Source organism: Streptomyces roseochromogenus subsp. oscitans DS 12.976 (genome assembly GCF_000497445.1).
Lineage (GTDB): Bacteria > Actinomycetota > Actinomycetes > Streptomycetales > Streptomycetaceae > Streptomyces > Streptomyces oscitans.
In genome coordinates this window covers 4,671,219-4,677,218 of sequence record NZ_CM002285.1, presented here as the reverse complement: position 1 = coordinate 4,677,218, position 6,000 = coordinate 4,671,219, and the positions used below count along the sequence as shown (strand labels likewise).

Here is a 6,000-nt window from a genome sequence, read left to right as displayed (position 1 = left end):
TCAGGTGTCGGAGTCGGGTTTGCCGCGTGCTGCCGTGTAGGCCTGGGAGGGGGTCATGGGGACGCCGTCGAGGTTGACTGTCTTGTAGGGGCTGACCTTGGCGCAGGTCTTGGCCTGGTCGGCGGTGGAGGCGTGGGCGCCTCCGACGGCGGTCTTGGTGTCGGCGGGCGCGGGTTGGGAGGTGGCGCCGGGGAAGCTGGTGCCGCTGGGCCAGTCGCTGCCGATGACCAGGGTCAGGCCGGTGCCGGTGCCCTGTTCCAGGTGCGCGGGGGACAGGCCCAGTGCCTTGGCGGCCGTCTGTGCCTGGGCCTTTTGGCCGGTGCCGTAGGTGAGGGTGGTTCTCGTCGCGGGGCTGGGCGCGTTGGCCGTGGTGGTGGCCGTGCTGAAGCCCTGGCCGGTCAGCGCGGCGGCGATGTCGGAGGCGCGGCCGGTGACCGCGGTGCCGTTCTCGACCGTGACGGCGATCTGTGCGGCCGGTACCGGCGGGGCGGCGCCGGCGGCGGGTTTCGCGGTCGCCGAGGCGGCCGCGGCCTTCTGACCGGAGCCGGTGGTCAGTGACTGGTCGCCCGCGATGGTGGCGAACAGGGTCCTGGCGCCCGGGCCCACCACGACCCGGTCCTTGTTGTTCGGGTCCGAGGCCGTCTGCATCGTCGTGAACGTCATCCGTTTGGTCGGCACCTTGTTCATGTCCGATGCGAGCGAGATCAGCTTGTTCACGCTGTCCAGGCCGTCGTCCACGGTCAGCGCCTTGGTCGCCGCGTCCGCCAGGCCGTAGACGGCGGTGGGGTCGGTGAGCGTGCCCGCGCTCTTGAACTTGCGGATCATCGCGCTGAGGAAGATGTGCTGGGTCGTCGTACGGCCCAGGTCGCTGCCGTCGCCGAAGCCGTGCCGGGAGCGGACGAACTCCAGCGCCCCCTCGCCCTTGAGGGTGTGCGTGCCCTTCGACAGCTTCAGATGCGAGTAGGTGTCGTAGACGTCGTCACTCACGCAGACGGGGACACCGCCCACCGCGTCGGACATCTTCACCACACCCGAGAAGTCCAGCTTCACGAAGTGGTCGATGGGGATGCCGGTGAGCTGGTGCACGGTGGCCACCTGGCAGGCCGGACCGTAGGACAGAGCGCTGTTGATCTGGCCGTAGTAGCCCGGCGTGGACTGACCCGACTCGCTGTCCTTGCAGGCCGGGACCTGGGTCATGGTGTCCCGCGGGATGCTCATCACCGTCGCGTTGGAGCGGTCCGCGGATATGTGGACGACCATCTCGACGTCCGCGTTTCCCTCGCCGCTTTGCACGCCGGTCTTCGAACAGCCGCCGCCCAGCTTGCAGTCCTCCGCGCTGGTGCGGCCGTCCGAGCCCATGACCAGGATGTTGATCGGGGTACGGCCGAACGCGTCGGCCTTCTCGGTACCGCCCTTGCCGTCCAGGGAGAGACTGTGGATGTTGCCGTTCAGATGCTCGTAGAACCACCAGCCCGCACCGGCCGTGACCACGATGACGACCGACAGACCGATCCCGAGACCCTTCAGCACCTTCCGGGCACGACCCGCCTGACGAGCCCGGCGCCCCGACCGGCTCCCACCACGGGCCCGGGACGCCGCCCGGCTCGCGGCCCTGCTTCCCGCGGGACGTGTTCCGTCGAGCCCGGCCTTACGCTGTCCGGACACCTGGCGCGTGCGGCTGCGTGTGGCCTGGCCGCCCGGGCCGTCCCACGGGTCGCCCATCTCCCACTCCCATGAACGGTCGGGCCTGCCGGGCGGGCCGTCGTGCTGCGGCCGGCGTCAGCGGCGGTGTACGGGCAGGCGAAGCAGGTACGACGCCTCGATTGCGTAGTTGCGCAATCTAGCAAACCCACAGCCCTGGCAGCACCGGCCATGCCGCGATTCACAGGTGAGGCATCTCATGGAATCGGCGGCTGGTCACGCGAGGGTGAAGTAGGCCAAGCTGCCCAGTCCCGCGACGGAGCAGTAGATGGCGAACGGGATCAGGGTCCGGTTCTCGAAGTACTTGACGAGAAAACGCGTGGCCAGGTAGGCCGCCACGAACGCGGCCACGCTGCCGGCCAGCAGCGGGCCGCGCAGGCCGTCGCCCTGGGAGCCGAGCAGCGGCGGCAGCTTGAGCAGGGCGGCGCCGCCGATCACCGGCGTGGCGAGCAGGAAGGCGAAGCGCGCGGAGTCCTCGTGGTTGAGGCCCTTGAAGATGCCCGCGCTGATGGTGGAGCCGGAGCGGCTGATGCCGGGGCAGAGGGCGAGGATCTGGGCCGCGCCGATCGTCAGTGCGTCCCGCATGGTCATCCGGGTGATCCGCTGGTCCGACAGCTCGTCCGGGCTCAGGCGTTCCTCCTCCGCGGTGAGGGAGGCGCCGGCGCGCCTGCGGCCTGATCCGCCGCGCTTCAACTGCTCGGTGACGAACAGCACGATGCCGTTGAGGGCCAGGAAGATCGCCGTCGGGACGGGCTTGCCGAGCGTGGTGCGGAACACCTTGTCGAGCGCCACGCCGGCCACGGCGACCGGGATGCTGGCGCTGACGATCAGCCAGGCGAGCCGCTGGTCCACGGTCTCGATCCGCCGCTGGGTGACCGACGTGAACAGTCCACGGATGATCCGCACCCAGTCCCGCCAGAAGAAGACGACGAGCGCCAGCGCGGTGGCCAGATGGAGGCCCACCAGCTCGTTGAGGTAAAGAGACCCGTCGGCGGACACGTCGAGGTCGTGTTTCCAGTGCCCGCCCAGGAGGGCGGGTATCAGGATGCTGTGCCCGAGGCTGGAGACCGGGAACAGCTCGGTGACGCCTTGCAGCAGGCCGACGCCCACGGCTTCGGGGTAGGTCAGGACGGACATGGTTGGCCTTCGACTCGAACTGCACGCGGGGCCGGGCTCCGGACAACACTTGCAGTGGCTCCGGCCAACCAAAACCTATTACACGCGTGTAAAAGTCAGGTCAAGCGGCGCGATGTGTTCACTTTGCCAACGCCCACTGTTCATGTCACGCCTCGGGGAGCCGGCGCCCGGAAGGCTTTCGGCGCTCACCGGGCGGCGGAGTGGGCCGTGAGCAACGGCTGGAGTACGCCTCCGGTGCGCAGGCGGGCGACCAGAGGGCGGAGCAGTCCGCGCAGGATCAGGCCGGCGGCCAGGGCGACAGGTGCGGCGATGAGGATGGCACCGAGGACGTCGTGCGGGTAGTGATCGCCGACGTAGACACGGGTGAAGCCCTCCAGGAGCGTGCAGACCGCGGCGATCGCGGCGAGCCGGCGGTCGAGGAGGAAGAGGGCCGCGGCGGTGGCGGCCGCGGTGGTGGTGTGGCCGCTGGGGAACGCGTAATCGGTGGGCGCCGGGCAGCTGTTGACGTAGAAGTCGTGCGGCAGGGCGCGACAGGGGCGGGGCTCCGCGACCAGTTTCTTGACGACCTCGGTGAAGCCGAAGGCCGCCACGACCGCCGCCGGGGCGGCCAGGGCCGTGGCCATGGCGGAGTCGTCGCGGCGGCGGGCCCGCCACCAGCCGATCAGCATCAGGACGGCGAAGACGCCGAGGCCGAGGTTGGTCGTCAGCGCGATCGGGGCGTTGAGCCAGGGGGTGTCCCGGGCGAAGTCGGTGACCGACGTGAAGAGCGAGCCGTCGATGCGGGAGCCGTCGAGGGCGAGGTACGCCGTGGCGTGAGGGGTCATCAGGCGGGGGCTTTCGGGCAGGCGGATACCGCGATAACACCGAGATGCGGAATGGTGAACAACACCTTAACATCTACACGCGCGTAAAATCTCGGGAGGTGTGCGGGATCTCGATGCACGCCGTGAACAGGGCATATGCCGGTCAGCCGGCGTGCGCCCGGCGTGAGCCCTGCGACGACGGCGCCAGCCGTCAGACGGCGGTGCTCACCGGACGCCGATCGTCTTCAGCAGCTGGTGGAGGTCGTGGGCGGCCTCGGCGCTGGACCAGACGGCGGTGAGCAGGACCGCGAGGGTGGCCGCGGTCAGCAGGGGACGGCGTCCGAGGGGCGGGGCGAGCAGGGCCGCCACCCGGCGGGGCACGGGGCCGGCGGTGGCGAGCGGATTGCGGCGACGGCCCAGGATGCCCAGGGCCGCGCCGGGAAGGCGGGAGCGGACCGGGGTGGCGTGGGCGGCGACGGCGGCCTTGCCGACCGCCCGTGCCACGCGCACGCGATCGCCGGTGACGGTGGCCGCGTACTCGTCGGCCCAGCGCTCGGTCGTATAGCCGACGGCGGTGGCCAGCGGACGCAGCAGCGGATTGGCGGCGGCGCCGAGCTGAGCGAGGGCGACGAACGCGTAGTGGTGCGCGCTCAGATGGGCACGCTCATGGGCGAGCAGGATGCCGTGCTCGCCCTCGTCCAGCGTGTGCAGCATCCCGGTGGAGACCACGACCCGGCCCGGCACCCCCGGCAGCGCGAACGCGTCCGGCGCCGGATCCTCGACCACCACCACCCCGTCCCGCGTCGGCATACAGGCCGCGTCCAGCGCGGCGGCGGCAAGGGCCCGCGCGCGGCGCCAGAGCATCCGGGCGGCCATGACCAGGGCGCCGCCGAGCAGCAGCCCCGCGAGGACGGCGACGGAGAGCTCGGTGGGGTCCTCGCGCCGCGCGGTGCCGGCCGACCAGTGTCCGAGCCCGGCGAGCTGCGGTACGCGGGTCACGCCGGTGGTGGCCAGCAGGCCCAGCGAGATGATGCCGGCCATGGCCAGGACCAGCGAGGAGACGGTGAGCAGCCAGGTCGCCAGGCGCGGTTCGCAACGCTCCGACAACTGCCGGGCGCCCAGCGGGGCCAGCAGCGGCAGCAGCAGCGGGAGGTAGACGAGGATGCGCATCCGGGCCTCTTCGAAGGTGCTAGGGCCTGTCCGGCGGATCAGGTCGGCTCCAGGCAACGGTGTTTTGTCAGTACACGTGAGCGGGGCATGGTGCGTCCAGCTGCAAGGCGGAGGAGGGCGGCGACGCGACGGCCCCCGGCGGGCGAAGCCGAGCGTGCGGGAGTCGGTGTCCGACGACAACGCCGCTGGGGGTGCCCCGCGCCCTCAAGGCGGCGGGGGAGGGCGTGCCGTGCTCCGCGATTCCGGCATGATCCGCCGGACAGGCCCTGGCGGACGACGGCTCAGCGGCCGGCTTCGGAGTCGGGGCCGAGGAGCTGCCGCAGCAGCTCGGCGTCGGAGTCGGACAGGCCGTCGGCGAAGCGGGCGAGCACGGCCTGCCGGTCGGACCGCTCCTCCAGGACAGTGCGCATCCGGCGGGCGGCGAACCCGGCCTCGTCGGTGGAGGGGGCGTAGGCGTAGGCCCGCCCTCGCCGGGTGCGGGTGAGCAGCTGCTTGCTGTGCATGCGGGTGAGGATCGTCACCACGCTGCTGTAGGTCAGCTCGCCGTCGAGCCGTTCCGTGACCTCACCCGGGGTCAGCGCACCCTCGGCCCGCTGCAGCAGGGCGAGGATCTCGGCCTCCCGCGCGCCGTTCGGCAACTTGGAGCCCCGCTCGTGTGTGTCGCCGTCCATGGAGTTCGTCGCTTCCTCGTCCGTCTCTCGCCGTCGCGCAACTTTTACGGCGGTGTAAAGGCTGCAATACGTCGAGTGTGCCATGCCGGACGGATTCTCCGGAGGTACGCAGCGGGCCCGGACGGTGCGGAGGCGGCGGGTGGGTTCAGTGTGTGTTCTGCCCGAACCGCTCCGTGATCCACGCGGCGCCGCGCTCGGCCAGTGCCCGCCTGCGTCCCCACCGCGAGCGCCGCACGCCGGCGGACGAGGACCGCGGTGCGGGCGGCACGGCCGCCAGATCGGCGAGACGGCCGGCGGCACGCGCCAGTTCCCTCTGCAGCCGCCTGCGCCGTTCGGGTGAACCGGCCCTCAATAACGCCGAATAGATCCCCTCGACCTCGGCCACGGCAGCGCCCAGCCGCAGGTTCGCAGCACGCGTACGCCGAAAGTCCCCGCCCGGCATGAACGCCCGTCCTTCCCCCGAATACCGGGGGCCGGCCCCCACGGAACTTCGATTATTGCGCAAAGCGGCAAGTCAG

5 protein-coding genes are annotated in these 6,000 nt (G+C 71.2%); all 5 read right to left on the bottom strand.

Annotated features, from left to right (window positions below):
- On the bottom strand, positions 1–1,530 hold the full coding sequence (locus M878_RS69820) for an LCP family protein (protein WP_023548458.1): 1,530 nt from the start codon (positions 1,528–1,530) through the stop codon (positions 1–3).
- A 387-nt stretch (positions 1,531–1,917) separates the two neighbouring features.
- Positions 1,918–2,838 carry an undecaprenyl-diphosphate phosphatase gene (locus M878_RS69815; protein WP_023548456.1) on the bottom strand — a complete coding sequence of 307 codons (921 nt, stop codon included), beginning with the start codon at positions 2,836–2,838 and terminating at the stop codon, positions 1,918–1,920.
- A 185-nt stretch (positions 2,839–3,023) separates the two neighbouring features.
- On the bottom strand, positions 3,024–3,662 hold the full coding sequence (locus tag M878_RS69810) for a phosphatase PAP2 family protein (protein ID WP_023548454.1): 639 nt from the start codon (positions 3,660–3,662) through the stop codon (positions 3,024–3,026).
- 204 nt (positions 3,663–3,866) lie between these two features.
- On the bottom strand, positions 3,867–4,811 hold the full coding sequence (locus tag M878_RS69805; RefSeq protein ID WP_023548452.1) for a M56 family metallopeptidase: 945 nt from the start codon (positions 4,809–4,811) through the stop codon (positions 3,867–3,869).
- A 281-nt stretch (positions 4,812–5,092) separates the two neighbouring features.
- Entirely contained in the window at positions 5,093–5,482 is a 390-nt protein-coding gene (locus tag M878_RS69800; RefSeq protein ID WP_023548451.1) for a BlaI/MecI/CopY family transcriptional regulator, read from the bottom strand.
- Positions 5,483–6,000 lie beyond the last annotated feature (518 nt).

What these genes read in the sequence shown, in the direction of transcription:
- M878_RS69815 (WP_023548456.1), bottom strand. Translation starts at nt 2,838, where the DNA reads ATGTCCGTCCTGACCTACCCCGAAGCCGTGGGCGTCGGCCTGCTGCAA.
- M878_RS69810 (WP_023548454.1), bottom strand. Translation starts at nt 3,662, where the DNA reads ATGACCCCTCACGCCACGGCGTACCTCGCCCTCGACGGCTCCCGCATC.
- M878_RS69805 (WP_023548452.1), bottom strand. Translation starts at nt 4,811, where the DNA reads ATGCGCATCCTCGTCTACCTCCCGCTGCTGCTGCCGCTGCTGGCCCCG.
- M878_RS69800 (WP_023548451.1), bottom strand. Translation starts at nt 5,482, where the DNA reads ATGGACGGCGACACACACGAGCGGGGCTCCAAGTTGCCGAACGGCGCG.